Annotated in this window: 21 protein-coding genes and 1 pseudogene; 13 read left to right on the forward strand and 9 right to left on the reverse strand. The window is 73.9% G+C overall.

Annotated features, from left to right (window positions below; all coding sequences use genetic code 11):
- Positions 1 to 21: 21 nt before the first annotated feature.
- A pseudogene (locus tag IF88_RS43795) lies at positions 22 to 636 on the reverse strand (phosphatase PAP2 family protein); the annotation flags it as partial.
- Between the two features lie 413 nt (positions 637 to 1,049).
- On the opposite strand from IF88_RS43795, the gene IF88_RS0121370 reads away from it, so the two are divergent.
- The 3 genes from IF88_RS0121370 (at position 1,050) to IF88_RS0121380 (ending at position 3,613) form a co-directional block, all read left to right on the forward strand.
- A complete protein-coding gene (locus IF88_RS0121370) occupies positions 1,050 to 1,550 on the forward strand; it encodes a zinc ribbon domain-containing protein (RefSeq protein ID WP_037806516.1) in 501 nt (166 codons plus the stop codon).
- A gap of 562 nt (positions 1,551 to 2,112) precedes the next feature.
- On the forward strand, positions 2,113 to 2,358 hold the full coding sequence (locus IF88_RS46620; RefSeq protein ID WP_158754488.1) for a hypothetical protein: 246 nt from the start codon (positions 2,113 to 2,115) through the stop codon (positions 2,356 to 2,358).
- A gap of 4 nt (positions 2,359 to 2,362) precedes the next feature.
- Positions 2,363 to 3,613 (forward strand): helix-turn-helix domain-containing protein, encoded by a 1,251-nt coding sequence (locus tag IF88_RS0121380; RefSeq protein ID WP_030714683.1) that lies wholly within the window; start codon positions 2,363 to 2,365, stop codon positions 3,611 to 3,613.
- Positions 3,614 to 4,241: 628 nt separating this feature from the next.
- Here the strand turns inward: IF88_RS0121380 and IF88_RS42235 are convergent.
- The 3 genes from IF88_RS42235 to IF88_RS0121405 form a co-directional block, all read right to left on the reverse strand.
- Positions 4,242 to 4,664 carry an STAS domain-containing protein gene (locus IF88_RS42235; RefSeq protein ID WP_051837260.1) on the reverse strand — a complete coding sequence of 141 codons (423 nt, stop codon included), beginning with the start codon at positions 4,662 to 4,664 and terminating at the stop codon, positions 4,242 to 4,244.
- Positions 4,665 to 4,874: 210 nt separating this feature from the next.
- The gene (locus tag IF88_RS0121400; RefSeq protein WP_030714692.1) at positions 4,875 to 5,963 is read right to left on the reverse strand and encodes a DUF5954 family protein; all 1,089 of its coding nucleotides are present in this window, start codon (positions 5,961 to 5,963) and stop codon (positions 4,875 to 4,877) included.
- Positions 5,964 to 6,037: 74 nt separating this feature from the next.
- On the reverse strand, positions 6,038 to 6,463 hold the full coding sequence (locus IF88_RS0121405; RefSeq protein WP_030714694.1) for a DUF3224 domain-containing protein: 426 nt from the start codon (positions 6,461 to 6,463) through the stop codon (positions 6,038 to 6,040).
- A 136-nt stretch (positions 6,464 to 6,599) separates the two neighbouring features.
- On the opposite strand from IF88_RS0121405, the gene IF88_RS0121410 reads away from it, so the two are divergent.
- The 4 genes from IF88_RS0121410 (at position 6,600) to IF88_RS0121425 (ending at position 9,264) form a co-directional block, all read left to right on the forward strand.
- Positions 6,600 to 7,568, forward strand: a complete 969-nt coding sequence (locus tag IF88_RS0121410; protein WP_030714696.1) for a helix-turn-helix transcriptional regulator — start codon at positions 6,600 to 6,602, stop codon at positions 7,566 to 7,568.
- Positions 7,569 to 7,586: 18 nt separating this feature from the next.
- Positions 7,587 to 7,970 carry a hypothetical protein gene (locus IF88_RS46625; RefSeq protein ID WP_158754490.1) on the forward strand — a complete coding sequence of 128 codons (384 nt, stop codon included), beginning with the start codon at positions 7,587 to 7,589 and terminating at the stop codon, positions 7,968 to 7,970.
- A 65-nt stretch (positions 7,971 to 8,035) separates the two neighbouring features.
- Positions 8,036 to 8,746, forward strand: a complete 711-nt coding sequence (locus IF88_RS0121420; protein ID WP_037806520.1) for a helix-turn-helix transcriptional regulator — start codon at positions 8,036 to 8,038, stop codon at positions 8,744 to 8,746.
- A gap of 89 nt (positions 8,747 to 8,835) precedes the next feature.
- On the forward strand, positions 8,836 to 9,264 hold the full coding sequence (locus tag IF88_RS0121425) for a hypothetical protein (RefSeq protein WP_030714702.1): 429 nt from the start codon (positions 8,836 to 8,838) through the stop codon (positions 9,262 to 9,264).
- On the opposite strand, the gene IF88_RS49360 is transcribed toward IF88_RS0121425, so the two are convergent.
- Together IF88_RS49360 and IF88_RS0121435 are read right to left on the reverse strand one after the other, a co-directional pair.
- Positions 9,236 to 10,126 carry a GNAT family N-acetyltransferase gene (locus IF88_RS49360; protein WP_078893033.1) on the reverse strand — a complete coding sequence of 297 codons (891 nt, stop codon included), beginning with the start codon at positions 10,124 to 10,126 and terminating at the stop codon, positions 9,236 to 9,238. The genes IF88_RS0121425 and IF88_RS49360 overlap by 29 nt on opposite strands.
- A 61-nt stretch (positions 10,127 to 10,187) precedes the next feature.
- Positions 10,188 to 10,649 carry a hypothetical protein gene (locus tag IF88_RS0121435; protein WP_030714707.1) on the reverse strand — a complete coding sequence of 154 codons (462 nt, stop codon included), beginning with the start codon at positions 10,647 to 10,649 and terminating at the stop codon, positions 10,188 to 10,190.
- A gap of 127 nt (positions 10,650 to 10,776) precedes the next feature.
- Between IF88_RS0121435 and IF88_RS0121440 the strand changes: the two genes are divergently transcribed.
- Positions 10,777 to 11,073: a hypothetical protein gene (locus IF88_RS0121440; RefSeq protein ID WP_037806522.1), complete on the forward strand. Its 297-nt coding sequence runs from the start codon at positions 10,777 to 10,779 to the stop codon at positions 11,071 to 11,073.
- A gap of 12 nt (positions 11,074 to 11,085) precedes the next feature.
- Here IF88_RS0121440 and IF88_RS0121445 read toward each other — a convergent pair whose 3' ends face one another.
- Positions 11,086 to 11,925 (reverse strand): MerR family transcriptional regulator, encoded by an 840-nt coding sequence (locus tag IF88_RS0121445; RefSeq protein WP_030714711.1) that lies wholly within the window; start codon positions 11,923 to 11,925, stop codon positions 11,086 to 11,088.
- 99 nt (positions 11,926 to 12,024) lie between these two features.
- Positions 12,025 to 12,465, reverse strand: coding sequence for a hypothetical protein (locus IF88_RS42240; RefSeq protein WP_051837262.1), 441 nt, complete (start codon positions 12,463 to 12,465; stop codon positions 12,025 to 12,027).
- Between the two features lie 674 nt (positions 12,466 to 13,139).
- Here IF88_RS42240 and IF88_RS47985 point away from each other — a divergent pair.
- The 3 genes from IF88_RS47985 (at position 13,140) to IF88_RS42245 (ending at position 15,044) form a co-directional block, all read left to right on the forward strand.
- The gene (locus tag IF88_RS47985; protein ID WP_234323630.1) at positions 13,140 to 13,316 is read left to right on the forward strand and encodes a hypothetical protein; all 177 of its coding nucleotides are present in this window, start codon (positions 13,140 to 13,142) and stop codon (positions 13,314 to 13,316) included.
- Positions 13,282 to 14,028, forward strand: coding sequence for an MFS transporter (locus IF88_RS47990; RefSeq protein ID WP_063754823.1), 747 nt, complete (start codon positions 13,282 to 13,284; stop codon positions 14,026 to 14,028). Before IF88_RS47985 ends, IF88_RS47990 begins: the two co-directional genes overlap by 35 nt.
- A 263-nt stretch (positions 14,029 to 14,291) precedes the next feature.
- A complete protein-coding gene (locus tag IF88_RS42245; RefSeq protein WP_030714714.1) occupies positions 14,292 to 15,044 on the forward strand; it encodes a peptidoglycan-binding domain-containing protein in 753 nt (250 codons plus the stop codon).
- 116 nt (positions 15,045 to 15,160) lie between these two features.
- Here the strand turns inward: IF88_RS42245 and IF88_RS0121465 are convergent, their stop codons facing one another.
- A complete protein-coding gene (locus IF88_RS0121465) occupies positions 15,161 to 15,913 on the reverse strand; it encodes an SDR family oxidoreductase (protein ID WP_030714715.1) in 753 nt (250 codons plus the stop codon).
- 161 nt (positions 15,914 to 16,074) lie between these two features.
- On the opposite strand from IF88_RS0121465, the gene IF88_RS0121470 reads away from it, so the two are divergent.
- Complete coding sequence (locus tag IF88_RS0121470) at positions 16,075 to 17,151, forward strand: RNA ligase (ATP) (RefSeq protein WP_030714716.1); 1,077 nt, start codon at positions 16,075 to 16,077, stop codon at positions 17,149 to 17,151.
- A gap of 26 nt (positions 17,152 to 17,177) precedes the next feature.
- Positions 17,178 to 17,774 (forward strand): HD domain-containing protein, encoded by a 597-nt coding sequence (locus tag IF88_RS0121475; RefSeq protein WP_030714717.1) that lies wholly within the window; start codon positions 17,178 to 17,180, stop codon positions 17,772 to 17,774.
- Positions 17,775 to 17,931 lie beyond the last annotated feature (157 nt).

The following is a 17,931-nucleotide window of genomic DNA, read 5'->3' on the forward strand; positions in this document are numbered from 1 at the left end:
CGCCAGGACGTCGTGCGGGTAGTGCACCCCGACCAACACCCGCAACAGAGCGGCCGCCGCGGCCACCGGCAGCACCAGGACGGAAAACCGAGGACGTACCAAGGCCACGCCGACCGCCAGCGCGACCGCGAGGGTGGCGTGGTTGCTGGGGAAGGACCAGTCGCCCGCCGGGGGACACGAGGCGAGGGCCGAGACCCCTGGCAGGGCCCTGCACGGGCGTTCCTCGTCGACGAGGAGTTTGATCGCCTCACTGAGCACGTAGGCGACGACGGTCCCGGCGGCGGCGACCGAAACCCCGGCCAGGCCCGGCGCGTCACGGCGCCGCAGGGCGGTCCACGCGACGCAGGCCAGGAGCAGGCCCAGGAGGATCAACGTGCCCTCGCTCGCCGCTTCCAGGGCGGACTCGGCCCACGACGGCCCGTCCGCCACGCTCTCCGTCAGCGCCTCGTAAGCCTTCGCCGAGTAGCCCGCGGTGACGTGCACCGGTGCGTTCGTGCCCAGAGCGCCGCCTGGCGTCAGCCAGACCACGGCCGCTGCCCCTGCCCCGGCCGACATGACGGCCATCGGTATGCGTCGACCCCATCGGTACCGATACCCGTACCCGTACCCGTTTCCGTATCGCTTGATCGAATCCATGGCGCCCACGGTAGGAACACCGCAGGCCGGGCACCCTGGCCGAACGGCAGCTCGGTACCCCGACGATCGTCAGGGTTGACCGGTACGGGACCGGTCGGCCTAGTGGAACTCCACCCCGTCCACGGTGATGTACGGGCCCTCGACCGCGGCCGCGGTCTGAGGACGTTCAGGCTGTCACCCGTTCGGGTGCGGCGGGCTCCGGCGGAGCGGGAAGCGGTCCGCGCCGGCGAGGGCGCGGGGCGCGCGGTGACGGCCGACGCCCGGCCGCAAGCCGGCGGGGCCCGGCACCCGCGGGCGGGCGTCCTCACTCCCTCGGCGCGCCGGCGGCGTGGACCGCCGTTCCCGCGAGGGGGCCCGGGTGCGCGATCATGTGTGGTGTGGTGGGGTTCGGCTCGGGCGCGGAAGGTACGGCAATGGAGGCTGCGCGGGAGGCGGAGTTCGTGACGGTCGCGGGTCTGGTCGCGGCGGTGGCGCAGGGGCAGAGCGGCGCGCTGTGGCGGCTGGAAGGCATCGACCGGCAGTTGGACGCGAACCTGGTGCGCCACCTGCCCGGGACCGGCGGGGCGCCGCACACCGAGGACGAGGTCGACGTGATGCTGGTCGTCCTCGGCGGCGGCGGCACGCTCACCCTCGACGGTGCCCAGTCCCAGCTGTCCCCCGGATTCCTCGGCGTGCTGCCGCGCGGCACGTCCCGGGCGCTGCTGGCCGGCTCCGAAGGACTGCTCGTCCTGACCGTGCACCGCAGGCGCCGCGGCATGCGCATCGGACGGACCGCCCCCGCCGCCGCGCCCCGACCGTGCGAGCTGCACCTGGTGTGCGGCCGGTGCCAGCGGCACGCGATCGAGGCGGACGCCCGCTACTGCAGCGCCTGCGGCACGGCCCTGCTGCCTGAGAACCCGACGAGGCAGGCCTGAGAAGGAGGCGGGGTCCTGGTGCCGTCCGGCGGCACCAGGACCGTGAGCAGACCCGCGGCAACGAGTCCACTCTCTCCGCGGTATCCGATGGCCCGCAGTACATCGGAGAGCCCCGCAGCCGGCCGTGACCGGCAAGCGGGCGCATGCCCAAAGATCGGCGATGCGGTCCATCGGGTCAACCTGCGGGGCACGACTGCGGGAATCCGCCGCGCCGCGCCGTCTTGAGCTGGGGAGGCGGGGGTTGAGCCATACCGGAAGACCTCGCGGATTCACGGGACGCGGCTGCGGAAAGCCGGACACCGACTCGATCGCTCACGAAGAAGGTGGGTCGCAGCTGCGGATTCCGGAGCGTCATCCGACGGCTGACCTGGCCCGATTCCAGGGCCGCCCCGCCACCCGGGCCGGCTCGGCACAAGGACGCACACGCGGATTGGACCGTACGAGGCTTAGTCCGGCAGGCCCGGATGCTGCAACATCACTACCCGAAGGCGGTGGCAACCGCCTTGTGTAACCAGCACCTTCGCCCACGTTCGCCCGCAGTACACGTCTGGAGAGTCCACCCGTGAACCACACACCTTGCGGCGCATCCTCCGCCGCGCCGCGCCCACTGACGGCCCCGGAGACCGGAGCCGTGATCGTCATCGTCGTCATCGCCGTCGGCCTGGCCGTCGCCGGACTTGAGTTCCTGAGCATGGCCGTCCTGGTCGCGGAGGCGACGACGCTCGGCATTCGGCTCTTGCGGCGCCTCCGCAGCAGCAGCATCAGTAGCAATGGCAGTCGGCCTGCGCCGGGCCTGACGGCGGCGTAGCTTCATGGCGCGCCGTGAGAACCCGGTCGCCCAGTGCGGCAAGTCCCTGCTCGCGCTGGTCACGTGGCTGCGGGCCGGCCGCGCGGCGGCGGGGCTGACCTACCAGCAGCTGGCGGTCCGCACCCCGTTCAGCGCCGACACCCTCGCGCGCGCCGCCTCCGGACGCAGCGTGCCGCAGAACCTGAGCGTCGTCGTCGCCTACGCCCAGGGCTGCGGCCGCAACGTCAAAGAGGCAGAGCGGTTATGGAAGAACGCCCGCCGTGATGAAGTCCGCGCGCAGGGCGTGCTCGCAGGCCACCGCGGCGGGGGCCACATCACCGTCGCCAAGGACTTCGCCGACCTGCACTCCGCCATCGTCGACCTCTACCAGGACGACGGATGCCCGCCCTTGCGCAGCTTGGACGGCCGGGCGGGGGGAGTGGGACGTCTGCCCCACAGCACGGCCGGGCGGGTCCTCAACGGCCAGTCGACGCCCAGCCGGGCGTTCCTACTGGCCTTCGCCGAGGCCTGCGGCGTCCGGAAGGGCGGCCTGCCGGAATGGGGGAAGGCCTGGGACCGAGCGGATGCCGACCTCCACAGCACGCGCATGCGCCGCAGGCGCCCGCGCATCGACCACCCGGGCGGTTTCCTCACCGCACACGACCGCGTCACGCCCCGCGACCTACAGCTGCTGATGAGCGACCTGGAGTCCTCGGCCCGCAAGGAGCCGGGACTGAAGCTCCTGGTGGCCGTACCCGACCCGGGAGCGGCCACCGTCAGCCGGTCCGCCCGCCGCATGACCAGGGAACTCCTGGTCGACCAGGCGCAGCGGCGGGGAGAACTCGCCTGCCCACGCTGTCGTCGGCCCTCGTTCGCCTATGACGGCGCGACGGGATGGACGAGAGCCCTGTGCGGCAACTGCACCCCGGAACGGGCCGGGATCCCTTCGTCCGGGGCGGAGCAGCAGGGCGCACCCGCACGGCGGAGCCCGAACGCGTTCCTCGCCCCGCCACCCCTGCCACAACGGACCCCCGGGGCGTCGTGGCCGCGCCCTGCCGAAACGGCGCCCGCGGCATCCGCGACGGAAGACCCGTTCAGCGCCCTTCCTCCACCGCCTCCGCCGACACCGGGCCGACGGGCATCCGGCTGGATCCCGCACCCCAACTGCCACTGCGCGGCCTGTGAACGCACCCGCGCCGGGGCACCCGAAGAGGCTCCGACGCCGCCCCTGACAACCCGGATCCGCGTCAACATCCCGGGCGCCCAACGCGCTTGACCTTCACCTGCCGTCAGTGTGGCGGACGGTTCTAAACATCACTCAACGTGTTTATCGCAGCCGGTATTGGAAACGCTGAGTAGCTACAAGAGGTAAGGGTCAACGCGAAAGGCGGGAATCATGTCCGTGAGCATCGGAATCATCCTCGTTGTGGTGACGGCGGTCATCGCTGCGATCGCGCTCGCCCCGGCGGTGGCACCCGCGGAACCCGACCAGGCCGCAACTCGGTCCGGTGGTGGGGACGCACGCAGGGCCGGCCGGAGCCGGCATGCCCGTCGCCGGCTGCACCACATCCCGCCGCAGCAGACGGGTGACCGCAGGCGAAGCTTCGGCTGACCGGCGGTCGGCGCCCAGCTCAGCTCAGCCCAGCTCAGCCCGGCCCGGCCCAGCGCAGGGACGAGGCAGGGCCCAGACGGTGGGCCCGCGGTCATCGCGGGCCCACCTGGCCGGGGTTACCGGGGTTACCCCATCGCGCCGAAGACCGGGGGCGCCAGGGGGCAGTGGATCAGGGTCCTGGCGGGTCTGCTCAGGGGTGGCCGCGGAGGGCGGCGGTTCCGCGGCTCGGCCCGTTCCCAGTGGAGCAGGAGGACCGCCGCGAGTATCGGAGTGCAGGTCAGGAGTATGAAGGTCATGACATCGCCTGCGCCGTCAGTGAGGCGGTCTGGGATGGCTGTCGTGTCGTCGCGGCGGCCGCCCGCAGGAGGCGTCTCACGGCCGGGGAGCGGTTGGCGAGCCTGAGGCGACGCCCGTGCCGGGGCCACCAGTCGAGGACGGCCAGGAGGCCGGAGTCGGCGAAGGTGACGTCGGAGGTGTCGAGCACGAGGCCGGTGTAGCCGTCTTCGGCCGCCGAGGCCAGCAGCGCCCGCAGTGGGGCGGCACTGAAGTGGTCGATCTCCCCGCTGAGGCGGACGATCAGGGTGGCGCCGAGGGTGGTGCAGGAGCGGATGTCTATGACGCCGGGCGCGGTGTCAGCGCCCGCCTCGTGCACGGTGGGAGGGGCCAGGGGCGCGAAAGCGGCGGGCAGTATCGGGGCGGTGCTTGAGGTACTCACGTCCCCATCAACGCGTCCCACCCGGTCTCGGGAAACGAGCCATGCGGTGCTTTCACCCCATGTGACCAGCATCGATCCCCGACAAGAGGAAAGTTTTCACCCGGATGAGGCGTCAGGCGCCCGCCGTGCCGCGTTCGTCGCGCCGGGCAGGGGCAGGGCAGGCAGCGGGCAGGCAGCGGGCAGGCGCCGGTCAGGCACCGGCGGTTCCGGTCAGTCTTGGGGGAGGACGCGGCCGTCCTCGTCGAGGGGGAGGTGGATGCGTGCGGGGTCCTGGCTGTTGGTGTCGGACGGGCGCGGGCCCTCGGGGCCGTCGGGGCCCCAGCGCAGCAGGCGGCGGGTGCGGGCGATCCGGTACACGGTGTCCTGGAACTCCAGCTGGTTGACGCGTCCGGCCCTAAGGATGTCGGCGGCCTCGGCGTACGCGGCCAGCTCCGCGGGCCGAGAGGCAGCCGACGCCCCGTCCTTCGCCGTCCAGGTGCGGGCATCGGCCTGCGGGCCGGCGTCGCCGGGGATGTGGCCGTGCATGCGCGGCCACATCCATGTGAGGGCGAAGTCCAGTGACTTGCGGGCCTCGTGCGCGCTCGCGTGCGGGCCGCTGACCGGCCGCCAGCCGCGGGAGGCGGTCCGTTCCACGACGGTGAACGTCGGGGGCAGCAGCAGTACGTCCGGGTGGGTGTCCAGGGCCCGCTGCGCGTCGGCGCGCACGTCTTCGGGGAACCGTTCGCCGGTGTAGCACAGGCCCCGAAGCGCCAGCCGCTCCACGGCCTGGGTGGGGGTGACCGGTGCGTCCGGGTCCAGGAGCAGGTCGTCGTCGACCCCCGGTCCCTTGGCGGCGCGGTCCCAGTCGGGGGAGAGGGGGTCGGGATCGGTGGGACGCGGCTGTTCGATGCCGTCCGGGCCCGCGCCCGCGTACTCCTCGGCGCGTACGACCCGGTACCGGGTCCCCGCCACTTCCAGTTCGTCGACGCGCTCGCTCTCCAGCCGGGCGACCGCCGCCAGCAGTGCGCGCCGTTCCGCCCTGTCGCGCGCATCGTCCTTCGCGCGGAACCACAGCCGCGAGTTCAGCCCGTCGCGCGCCTGCTGCGGGCAGCCGTCCGTCACCGCGAGCACCACCCGCCACCGCGGTTCGTCCCCGGCGCCCTGTGCCGCCACCCCGAACAACGGGCCGCGTACCACCACGCCGGCGGTACGCGTCACCGCGTCAACCGCGTCGGCCTCCACCGCGGCTTCCACCGGCTCCACGGGTACCCGTACCACCATCGGTCGGGACCCGCCCGCCCCCACATCCCCACGGTCCATGCGCCCATCCTGCCGACCGCGGTACGGCACCGTCCCTGATTCGCCGATTCCCGTCCGGTCGGGTGCGGGATCGACTATGCGGAGGACCCCAGGTCGTACGTGAAGGAGTAGGCGACGGCGGTTTCCCCGTGGCGGTACGTGAATCCTCCCGAGCCCGTCAGGCTGGCGAGGTCCCCGGTGGCGGAGCCGGGCACGACCTCGAAGCGGCAGACGGTGCCGCCGGCGTCGAAGGTGCCGCGCTCCTCCAGAACGAAACTGCCCTTGCGGCCGTCGACGCTGCCGGTGAGCAGTTCCATGCCGCTGTAGCTGCCGACGTTCTCCCCGGTGTAGGCGATCGTGTAGTCGCAGGCCGTCTTCGCGGCCTCGATCCCGCCGGTGAACGCGTTGGTGACATGGGCGTGGGCGAGCCGCGGGACGGCCTCCGCGGATCCGACGGGGGTCTCCTCCCAGTTGGCGAAGGTGAAGTGGCCACCGGTCTCTACGGGCGCGGGCGTGGGCATGGCTGTCCTATCGGTCGGTCAGTCGGTCGGTCAGTCGGTCAAACGGTCTGGTCCGCCCGGCGGTTGATCGGGCGGTGTCCCCAGACTGGCAGCGGTACCTGACACCTTCTGTCAGGTATGGCGGACAATGGGATCCATGCGCGCCGACCGGCTCCTCTCCCTGCTCCTGCTGCTGCAGAACCGCGGCCGGATGACCGCGCCCGAGCTCGCCGCCGAGCTGGAAGTGTCCTTGCGCACGGTCTACCGGGACGTCGAGGCCCTCGGCGCCTCCGGCGTCCCCGTCCTCGCCGACCGGGGCCCGGCCGGCGGGTACCGGCTGGCCGAGGGCTACCGCACCCGCCTCACCGGCCTCACCGACGCCCAGGCCGGCTCCCTCTTCCTGGCCGGCGCCCCCGGACCCGCGCAGGAGCTCGGCCTCGGCGCCGACCTGGCCGCCGCCCAGCTGAAGCTCCAGGCCGCACTGCCCGCCGCACTCGCCGGACGGGCCCGGCGGATCCAGGACCGCTTCCACCTCGACGCGCCCGCCTGGTTCCGGGAGGCCGACCCCGTCCCGTACCTCGCGCAGATCGCCCAGGCCGTGTGGGACCAGCGCGTCCTGCGCGCCCACTACCGCCGCTGGCGCGGCGAGGTGCGGCGGGAGCTGCACCCGCTCGGTCTGGTCCTCAAGGCGGGCATCTGGTACCTGGTGGCCGAGGTCGACGGCGGCGGCTCCGTACGGACCTACCGGGTCGCCCGGTTCCTGGCCGTGGACACCGCGGAGGAGGAGTTCGAACGGCCCGCGGGCTTCGAACTCGCCGCGTACTGGGAGGAGTCCACCCGCCGCCTGGGCGCCGTACTCCACCAGCAGACCGCCGAGCTGCGCCTGTCCCCGCGCGGACAGCGGCTGCTCCCCATGCAGTTCGGGGCGGCGGCCAACCGGGCTCTTGCCGAGGCCGGCCCGGCCGACGCCGACGGCTGGGTCCGCGTGCTCCTGCCCGTCGAGTCGGAGGCGATCGCCGTCGGCGACCTGCTGAGGCTGGGCGCCGAGGCCGAGGTGCTCGGGCCGCCCGAACTGCGCCGCGTCCTCGCCGAAACGGTGGCCACACTGGCCGGACGCTACACCTGACGTGTCGACACACGGCCAGTGCCAGACGGGGATCCGCCGTGTTCCTATGGCAGCGACGATCTCGACGAGCTTCGACAGCACTCGCAGCGGACGGGGCACGTCGGCATCCGCGACAAGGACGGCCTGCTGGAAGCGGCCCGGCCAACCGAACGCAAGTCAGTCAAAGGCAGGGCGGTGGCTGAGGTCGCCCTCGGCGTTCTGGCTGCCACCGCCGCGGGGGTTCTCGCCTGGAAGAACCAGAAGCTGACGGCTGAGAACGACGAACTGGCGGCTGAGAACGGCGGACTGAAGCCCATGGCCGGCGGCCTGCTGGCAGAGCTGGCGGCGTTGGTGGCGGAGAACGAGTTCCTGAAGTCGGCCAGCGGCGCAGGGACTACGCTCAACAGCTATCGCGGAGGCTGAGCACGTTGGGGTGATCAGAGGCTCGACGCCTCGTGATCACGGGGCATCGGCTACGGTCCTTGGCTGTGAACCGTACCGAGCGTCTGTACGCCCTGGTGGAGGAGTTACGTGCGGTCTCGCCCCGGCCGCGCAGCGCGCGGTGGCTCGCCGAGCGCTTCGGCGTCAGCAGCCGCACGATCGAGCGCGACCTCAGTGCCCTGCAGCAGTCGGGCGTGCCGCTCTACGCCGAACCGGGCCGCAGCGGCGGGTACGTGGTGGACAAGGACCACACCCTGCCGCCCCTGACCGTCACCGCGGCCGAGGTGGCGGCCCTGGCCGTCGCCCTGCACGGGCTCTCGGGGACACCGTTCGCCGCGGACGCCCACTCGGCGCTGTCCAAGGTGTTCGCCGTCATGCCGCAGCGCGAACGCCAGGCCGCGCGCGAGCTCGCGGCCCGGGTACGGCTCGCCGTGAACCCCGCCCGGCCGTCCGCGCTGCCGCACACCCTGCGCGAGGCGCTCTCGACCCACCGGCTGCTGCGCCTGCGCTACGCCGACGACGCACACGGCGAGGTCACCGACCGCACCGTCGAACCCCTGGGCTTCCTCGGCGGCGACCCCTGGTACCTCGTCGGCTGGTGCCGGCTGCACTCCGCCGTGCGGGGCTTCCGTCTCGACCGCATCCGGGAGGCGCGGGCACTGGAGGAGACGGCGGAGCCCCGTCCCGTGGACCTGTCCGAACTGGACTGCCTCGGACGGGATTTCGTCGCGCTCGACGAGCTCTACAGTTTCACTTGAGCCGCTGCCCGGAGGGCTAAACACCGACAGAGGGTTGTCGCCTCCGGCCCGGAGGCTGGGTGACCACGAACCGACCCTGGAAGGCACCCATGTCTGTGACGACGATCCCCACCACCGACTCCGCGCCGCTGACCCGGGAGGCCGGCACCCGGCTGGTGGAGGGCTGGACGGCGCTCTGGAACGGAGAGCTCGCCCTCGCCGAGCAGATCCTCGCCCCCGGCTTCCGGCTGCACTTCGCGGACGACTTCGACGGCACCGGGTCCGCCGCCACCTTCGGCCGGGACGAACTGACGGCGTTCATCTCGGCCAACAGCCTCGCCCTCACCGGCCTGACGTTCGCCGCCGACGCCGCACCGCTGGTCGACACCGAGCGCGGCGAGATGGCCTGCCGGTGGCTCGAGAGCCACACCGGCGGCGGAGACGTCGTCGTCAAGAGCGGCATCGACATGTTCGCCGTCACGGACGGCCGGATCTCCGCCGTGTGGTCGCTCACCGGCAACCGTCGCTTCGACGCCTGAAGAGGCGCTCGCCCCGGCCGTCGCCGGACTCCCAGCGGACCTCGCCGTCCTGGAGCCGCCCGGTCGGGCGCAGTCCGCAGCGCGCGGCGACCGCCGCCGAGGCGGCGTGGTCCGGACGGATGTGCGCGACCAGCAGGTCGACGGGCAGTGGCCTCAACCAGGCCGCGACGGCCCGCGCGGCCTCCGAGGCGAAGCCGTGGCCCTGCCAGGGGGTGCCCACGACCCAGGCGAGCTCGGCCAGGCCGCGCCCCGGGACGATCGTGGCCTGGACGGTGCCCATCAGCCGCCCCTGCCCGCGCAGCCGCAGCACCCAGTTGGCCCAGACGGCCGCGGGGTCGGGGGAGCCGGCGCTGAGCCGCTCGTAGCGGATGCGGAGCTCCTCCCGCGACAGCGGTGCGCCGCCGGTGAATGCGTACAGGGCGGGGTCGGCCAGGACGAGGCTCATCTCGTCCGCGTGCACGGGGAGCAGCGGGAGCAGGTCCAGACGGCGGGTGGCGAGGACGGCGGGCCGGACGGCGGGCCGGCGCACCTTGGCCGCGGCGCCCGGGCGGGGTACGCCGTCCACGGCCAGGCAGATGCCCAACACCCGGTCGTAGCCGGTCCAGCCGTTGACGCGACCGCGGTTGTTGCTGATCTGCACGCGCCGGCGCGGGGCGTCCACCGCCGACACGAGGTGCAGGTACACCGTGCCCGAGACGCGGGCCAGGACGATGTCGCCGACCTCGACCAGCGCCGGTTCGGCCGGTGCGACCCGGACCCGCTGCCGGCTGTGGACCAGCGGCTCCATGGATCCGCCGGTCGGCCGGAACTCCACGGTCTCGCCCCGGCCGACGCGGTCCGCCTGTGTGTCGAGCATGCCCATCGGGCGAGTCTCGCGGGGCGCGGTGTTCCCGGCCACCGGATTTCTCCCGCCCGGACAGCCCTTAGTGGGCGGCCGCGCCGGGCTCCACCTCCAGGAAGCGGCGCCGGCGCGGGCCCCGGTACAGGAGGCAGACCCACCCCAGCGGTTCCAGTACGGCCGCGCAGGCGGTCAGGCGCTCCTGCTCCTCCTCGGCCGCGCCGCCGCCCGGGGGCCCGAGCCAGGTCACGTGCACCCGCCCGGGCTCCGGCGCGGCAGCCACCCGGTACCCCGTCCGCGTGCGCCGGCCCTCCGCGTCCAGTGCCGACGGGGTGATCCCCGCCGCCTCCAGTACAAGGGCCACCGCGCGCGGCAGCTGCCGTACCTCCCACGGCGCGGGAACCGTTACGCCCGCCGGGCCGTTGACCAGACGACGGATCTGCAGCAGCCCCTCGTAGGCCGTCCGCAGCTCGGCCTCCCGCCGGCCGGGTGGCGTGGCCGGGCCGTCACCGGTAGCGGGCTCGAAGCCCTGCCCGGGTACCGTCATCGGCTCACACCCTCCCGCTCGTCGAGTGCCCGGTGGGCGCCTCGCGCACCCGTCTGAGTACGTTGTGCCCAACGGCCTGAGTATCCGCCCCGATTCCCCGCCGGGCCGCCGCTGGTCGAATGGGGTCATGACTTCCGACGCCCCGCGCAGCGCGACCGTCCGCCCGCGCATGCAGCACGTGACCACCGCAGGCTCGGCCCTGGCCGTGGCCCTGGTCCCGCTCGTCGTCGGCGTCCTGTTCGCCAAGGCGATGGCCGCCGACCCGATGACCCCGGTCAACGCCCTGATCGCGGGCGGCGGCCAGCGGGCCGCCCTGCCGCGGGGCGAGTGGAAGCGGCGCGGCCACAGCACCCTGCGCAGGTTCCGTACGGTGCGGCGTGACACGGCCCGCCGGTGCGCCCACGTCTGCGGTCGCCGCCCCTGATGCCTCCGGGCGTCAGGGCCCGGCGAGGGGCTCCTGCAGTTCGGTGACCCACTGGTCCGGGTCCTCCGGGCAGGAGAGGGTGAGCTCCCGCGCGTACCCGGCCGAGCGGTGGCCGTGCGCGTCGATCCACCGCGCCAGGGCCTGCGCGGTCGGCAGTACGCCGTCCATCGCGCCCCGGTGGACCACGGTCGCGGCCCGCTCCACCCCGGGCAGCGTGACGATCCGCACCTCGCCCCCGAGTTCCTCTGCGCGGACCGAGGCCGCCACCGGAAGACCGGCGTGCACGAGGATCGCCGTTCCGGAATCCGCGCCCGGCGCGTCCTCGTAGTAGGCGGTGCCGGGACCGGTCGGGACGACCCCGGCCTCCTCGACGCGGCGGCACAGCTCGTCGTAGAGCAGGCCGATGACCGGGCCGATGTCCTGCGGGGCGAAACTCCCGGCCGTACCGGTCAGCTCGGCGAGCCGGACGGGCGGGAGGCTCTTCACGACGATGTCGTCGGCAGGCATGGTTCCCTCGCTTTCGATGGTCCGGAGCCTCGCCTCGACCTGGACCAGCCGGGCCGCCGCGGCGGCCATGGCGCTCTCCAGTTCCGCCTGCCGCAGTCGCAGCATGCCGCGCAACTCCTCCGCGCCCACCCGCTCGTCGAGGATCGTCCCGACCTGGTCGAGGCTGAACCCCAGTTCCTTGAGCGCGATGACACGGTTGAGGCGGGCGAGCTGCCCGGCCTCGTAGAAGCGGTAGCCGGTGAAGGGGTCGACACGCGCGGGGCGCAGCAGTCCGAGGGCGTCGTAGTGACGCAGCATGCGGACCGACACCCGGCCGTGTTTGGCGAAGTCTCCGATGGTGAACATGACGCGCTCCACTACAAGGTCTGACACAGGGAGAGGGTCAAGCCTCGCATCCGGCACGGGGACGGCCGGCGGCAGTACGGCCGCGGACCGCGGGGACGGTCAGCGTCCGTACTGCCGCAGGCACAGGTCGACGATGGACGGCGGTACGACCCCGTCCGCGGCCGCGCAGAGCTCGTCCATGCGGGGCGGCGGGGCCGGCCGCCGGCGCGGGTGCGGGTGCGGGTGTGCGGTCGCGGGCCCGGGCACCCGCGTCCGCCGGGGCGGCACCGCCTTGGCGCGGGCCCGCTCGCGGGACGGTTCGGGCTCCGGGCCGGAGCCCTGTTCCGCCGCTGGTTCCGGGTCCGGGCGCGGGTCGGTTTCGGGCGGCGCGGGCAGTTCCCCCAGGGGCAGGGCCAGGGGAGTGGGGAACTCGGGCGCGTCGGCGGGCGGTACGGAGCCGCGTACGGGAACCGGAGCCGAATCCTGCGGTGCGACGGAGACACAGCCGGCGCTCGCGAGGAGCGCGAGGAGGGAGAGGGGCACGGCCCGGCGTAACTGCATCCGACCACCTTGCCGTACGGTTCGGCCCGCCCGGTTCCCCCCTCACGCGTCCGGGTGACACGGCCCCCGTGGTTGCGGCCGGGGCGTGTGGGAAATTGGAACGGCAGTGCGGGTGACGGGGGAGGCGCGACCTCCGGCGCCCCGCGCCGTCGTGTCCTGCCCGCCGAACGCCCGTACGGAGTGCCCGTCCATGACCTCAGCCGCCGCGCCCGGCAGCCCCTCCCCGCCCTCGGAGCCCCCGGCCCGCCCCGCGTCCCCGCCCTCGGCCGCGTCCGTTCCCTCTGCCGCCTCCCTGCCCGAGGCCCGATCCGCACCGGGGAGCGGACCCGGATCGGAGAGCGGACCCGGATCGGAGAGCGCGCTCGCGCCGGGGAGCGGGCTCGCGCCGTGGAAGGCCTGGGCGGCCGTGTGCGCCGTCGCCCTCGGGATCTTCTGCCTCATCACCTCCGAACTGCTCCCCGTCGGGCTGCTCACCCCCGTCGGGGCCGACCTGGGCGTCTCCGACGGGACCGCCGGGCTGATGGTCACCGTCCCCGGCCTGGTCGCCGGATGCTGCGCCCCGCTGGTCACCGTCGGCGCCGGCCGGCTCGACCGGCGGCTCGTGCTGTGCGTGCTCATCGCCCTGATGGCCGCCGCCAACCTCGCCGCCGCCCTCGCCCCCGAACTTCGCCGTGGTGCTGGCGGCCCGCCTGCTGGTCGGCGTCGGCGTCGGCGGATTCTGGGCCATCGCGGGCGGACTCGCCGTCCGCCTCGTCGCCGCGCACCAGGTGGGCCGGGCGACCGCGCTCGTCTTCGGCGGCGTTTCCCGCCGCCTCCGTGCTCGGCGTACCCGCAGGCACCCTGCTCGGTGAACTCGGCGGCTGGCGCGCCGCCTTCGCGGCCGTCGGCGCCCTCGGCCTCGTCACGCTGACCGCCCTGCTCCTGCTGCTGCCCCCGCTTCCGCCGACCCGGCACATCACCTTCCCCGAACTGCCGGCCCTGCTCCGCGAGAACCCCGCGGTCCGTGCGGGAGTGATCGTCACGTTCCTGGTGGTGACCGGGCAGTTCGCCGCCTACACCTTCGTCCGGCCGATCCTGCAGGACGTCTCCGGCATCGACGCGGCATACGTCAGCACGCTCCTGCTCGGCTACGGCGTCGCCGGTGTCGCCGGAAACTTCCTGGCCGGGACCCGCGACGCGTACCGGATCCTGCTCGTGGTCAGTTCCTCCCTCACGGTGATCCTCGCGCTGATCGCCGTCCTCCCGGGACCGGTCGCCGGCACCACGCTGCTGCTCGCCTGGGGACTGGCGTACGGAGGGGTCTCCGTGAGCGTGCAGGGCTGGATGATCAAGGCGTCCCCGGACGCGCCCGAGGCGGCCTCCTCGCTGATGGTGGCCATGTTCAACCTCGCCATAGCCGCGGGCGCGCTGTTCGGCGGCCTCGCCGTCGACGGCATCGCCGCACCCGCCGCCCCGCTCGGCGGGGCCGCCCTGATGCTCGTGGCCGCGTGCACCGTTTGGGCTACGGCGGTCCGCCGCACCGAAAGACGGGATGACCAGGCGGATACCGGACAACCGGCTTGACCCGGACCGTGCCGGAGGGAAAGAGTGCGCCGATCAAGAACCACCGCTTGAGCCGCACCTCGGAGATACGCCAGATGTCCCCATTCGTTCGCACATCGCTCGCCCCGGCCACGGTCGGCGGTTCTCCGGCACTCGGCACCCCCGGCGTCCCCGCCACCGGTGCCCCCCTGGCTCCCGCCGCCCGGCGGCGCAGAGCCTGACCGGCCGGGTGGGGGCCGGCACCGCACCGCCGTGCCGGCCCCCGTCCCAGCCGGGGAGCCACCATGTCCCAGGACCCTCAGGAGAGCGGGGTCGTCCCCGACGACCACCTGCTCGTACGCCCGTACGTCGGCCCCTCGGGCCGACCGCCCCGGTCGACGGCGCCCGCCTGGCCGCAGACCGGACCCCTCGCCTTCCCCGGCCCGGCGCGCGGCCCGCAGCCCGGTGGCCCCGCCGCGGTCCCGGCCCCCGCTGCGACCCCCGCAGGCGTGCGTGATGCCGTGGACGGCGCGAGCGGCAGCCGCAGTCGGCTTCCGCTGGCCGTCGGCACCGTGCTCGCACTCGCCGTGGTCGGCGCCCTGGTGCTCCTGCTGAGCGGGCCCGAACCGGAACCGCCCCGGGCCGGGCGACCGCCCGAGCTGTCCCTGCCGGTGCTCCCGGCGCGCAGCCCGGACGCCGGCGTCAGCGGGAAACCCGGGCCGGCCGTGTCCGCTCGGGCCGGGGCGTCCCCGGCCTCCGCGACGGCGAAGCCTTCCGACAGCGCGAAGGCGAGCGAAGGACCCGAGCCGACGCCCTCGCCGAGCGCGTCGGCGCCGCGACCGTCGCGTGCCCCCGTGACCCTGCGGATGGGGGACAAGGGGCCCGAGGTGCGCGCCCTGCAGGAAATGCTCTACGGGCAGGGGTTCACGTACGTCTCCGTCACAGGCGTCTTCGACGGCCAGACCAAGCGCGGCGTCAGCCAGCTCCAGCGCGACCGGTCCATCAAGGGCGACCCGCCAGGCGTCTACGGGCCCGCGACCCAGGCGGCCATGAGGTAGCGCCGCCCGGCCCTCGGCGGCGACCGGCGGCTTTCGGAGGCCGCCGGCGGCCATGGGCGGCTTTCGGCGCCCTCCCGGCTCCGGTGGCCTCCGGCGGCCGCCGCGCCCGACGGGGCTCAGCGGCCGCCCGCGACCCGCAGCACCGTTCCCGTCGTGTACGAGGCGTCCGGGGACAGCAGCCAGGCGATCGCCCCGGCGATCTCCTCGGGCCGGCCGGGCCGCCCGAGCGGGATTCCGGCCGCGGCCCGTGCCGGCCGGTCGGGATCCCCCATCGCCGCGTGCATGTCGGTCTCGATGATGCCGGGAGCCACGGCGTTGACCCGGATCCCGTCCGGGCCGAGCTCCTTGGAGAGGCCCACGGTCAGCGCGTCGGTGGCCGCCTTGGTCGCCGCGTAATGCACGTAGTCCCCGGGGCTGCCGAAGGTGGCGGCCGCCGAAGAGACGTTCACGATCGCCCCGCCGCCCGACTCCGCCATGTCCCGGGCGGCCCGGCGGCAGCACAGCAGGTACCCGAGGAGGTTCACCTCGACCACCCGCCGCAGGTCCTCGGTCCGGGCGTCGGCGAGCCGGCCGAGCGGGCCGGTCACCCCGGCGTTGTTGACCAGGCCGGTCAGCGTGCCGAGTTCGGCGCCGGCGATGTCGAAGAGCCGCTCTACGGCGCACTCCTCGGAGGTGTCGCCGCGTACGGTCACACAGCGTCCCCCGGTGGCCCGCACCCCCTCGGCGACGGCCTCGGCGGCCGCCTCGTCGCGGACGTAGCCCAGCGCCAGGTCGTGCCCGTCGGCGGCCAGCCGCAGCGCGGCCGCCGCACCGATGCCCCTGCTGCCGCCGGTGATGACGGTGACCGGACGAGGAAGAGGACGTGACACGGGAGCCTCCTGCGGAACGTGGAACACAGCGCGCGCGGTGCGGCAGGCTAACACCGTGATATTCGCTGGACCAGCGAAAATGGCGCCCGGAGAGTGATCGTCACCGACGCGCCGCAGGACCGGCACGTCGTCCGCGTCCCTGACGACTGCAGGAGCCGTCCATGTCGACCTTGAGAGTCACCGCCGAAGAGCTGACCGTCCACGAGCACCCGAACGCCGACGCGTTGGAGCTGGCCCAGGTGGGCCTGTACCGCGCCGTGATCGCCAAGGGTGCCTACCATACGGGCGAGTTCGCGCTCTACATACCCGAACAGGCCGTGCTGCCGGCCGAGCTGATCGAGGAGCTCGGCCTCACCGGACGGCTGGCCGGCAGCTCCGCCGACCGGGTCAAGGCGGTGCGGCTGCGCGGCGAGCTCTCGCAGGGCCTGGTGTGCCGCCCGCGCGCGCTCGCCGACGTCGACCTCGTACAGGCCGCCGAGGAGGGCACGGACTTCGCGGAGCTGCTCGGCATCACCAAGTGGTCCCCGCCCATCCCCACCACCATGAACGGCGACGTCGAAGCCGCCGCCGACCTGATGCCGTGGGTCGACATCGAGAACCTCCAGCGCTACCCGCACATCTTCGAGCCGGGCGAGCAGGTCGTCCTCACGGAGAAACTGCACGGCACCGCCTGCCTGTTCACGTACGTGGTCCAGGAGGAGCGGTCGATCGTCTCGTCCAAGGGATTCGGCTCGAAGGGGCTGGCGCTCAAGGAGGACGAGCGCAACCTCTACTGGCGGGCCGTACGCGGCCACGGCGTGCCGGCCGTCGCCGCGGCCCTGGCCGCCCGCCTCGGCGCCACCCGGGTCGGCATCTTCGCCGAGGTGTACGGCGCGGGCGTCCAGGACCTGGCGTACGGGACCGACGTGCGGACCGCCGACACGCCACCCGGATACGCCGTCTTCGACGTGTCCGCCGAGATCGACGGGCAGGTGCACTGGCTGGACCCGACCGCCGTCCTGACGGAAGGGGAACTGCCGCTGGTGCCACGGCTGTACGAGGGCCCGTACGACCTCGACACCGTGCTGGAGCTGGCGAGCGGTCGCGAGACCGTGTCCGGGCGGGCCGTGCACCTGCGCGAGGGCGTCGTGATCCGCCCCTCGGCGGAGCGCTACAGCCCGGTCGTCGGCGGCCGCGCCATCGCCAAGGCGGTCAGCCCGGCCTACCTGACCCGTAAGGGCGGTACCGAGTACGAGTGATCGTCCAGCGCTCCTAGGATGATCCGATGTCCCGTACCGATGCCCTGTCGAGGGCGCTCGACACCTCGGGGGAACCGCCGCTGCGGCCCCTTCCGCCCACCGTGTCCGGGCTGTTGCGCACGCTGGCCGCCCCGCCCCGGCTGGCCGCGCACCTGCGGCTCGTGCACGACGTCGCTTACGAGCTGGCCGACTGGTGGGCCGGGCACTGCCCGGGCCTGGCCTTCGACCGGGAGGCGGTGCTCTTCGGGGCGGCCACGCACGACATCGGCAAGACCGTCCACCCGGCCGAACTCAGCGGGCCGGGCGCCGAGCACGAGCCGGCCGGGCGGGCGCTGCTGCTCGCGCACGGGTTCACGGAGGGGCGGGCCCGGTTCGCCGCGACGCACGCCACGTGGGGCGAAGACGGGGTGACCATCGAGGAGTTGCTGGTCAGCCTCGCGGACAAGGTGTGGAAGGGCAAGCGGGTCCAGGACCTGGAGGACCTCGTGGTGGACCGGCTCGCCGCGGCGACCGGAGCCGAGCGCTGGGCGGCGTACCTGGAGCTGGACGGGGTGCTCGGGCGGATCGCCGAGGGGGCGGACGAGCGGCTCGACTTCCAGGCGGCCTTTCCCGTGCACGGGTGACCGGCTGCGTCTGACCGGCCGGGGCGTGTGGGCCGGGCGGCCGTGTGGGCCGGGCCCGTGTGGGACGCGCCGCGCCGCGCCGCGTTCGCCCCGCATCGTGGGGCGGGCGCGGCGTGCGTGGTGGGATGGACCGGGGGCGGGTCCACCAGCACACGGA

The organism is Streptomyces sp. NRRL F-2580, from assembly GCF_000720115.1.
GTDB lineage: Bacteria > Actinomycetota > Actinomycetes > Streptomycetales > Streptomycetaceae > Streptomyces.